Origin of the sequence: Enterobacter sp. EC_50, assembly GCF_019584525.1 — a bacterium.
Taxonomy (GTDB): Bacteria; Pseudomonadota; Gammaproteobacteria; order Enterobacterales; family Enterobacteriaceae; genus Enterobacter; species Enterobacter roggenkampii.
On sequence record NZ_VDAF01000118.1, the window covers coordinates 1 to 231 of the forward strand.

General features: G+C 58.9%; 1 protein-coding gene. It reads left to right on the top strand.

Features of this window, described 5'->3' with window-relative positions; all coding sequences use genetic code 11:
• A partial coding sequence (locus FHC48_RS23280) for a transposase (RefSeq protein ID WP_220413083.1) occupies positions 1–231 on the top strand: 231 nt, incomplete at both ends.

Below are 231 nucleotides of genomic sequence, written 5' to 3' on the forward strand. Positions count from 1 at the left end.
CTGCTTCATGGAGAGGAGCAATTTGTCTCAGCCGATGCCGGCTACCAAGGAGCGCCACAGCGCGAGGAGCTGGCCGAGGTGGATGTGGACTGGCTGATCGCCGAGCGTCCCGGCAGGGTAAAAACCTTGAAGCAGCATCCGCGCAAGAACAAAACGGCCATCAACATCGAATACATGAAAGCCAGCATCCGTGCCAGGGTGGAGCACCCGTTTCGCATCATCAAGCGGCAG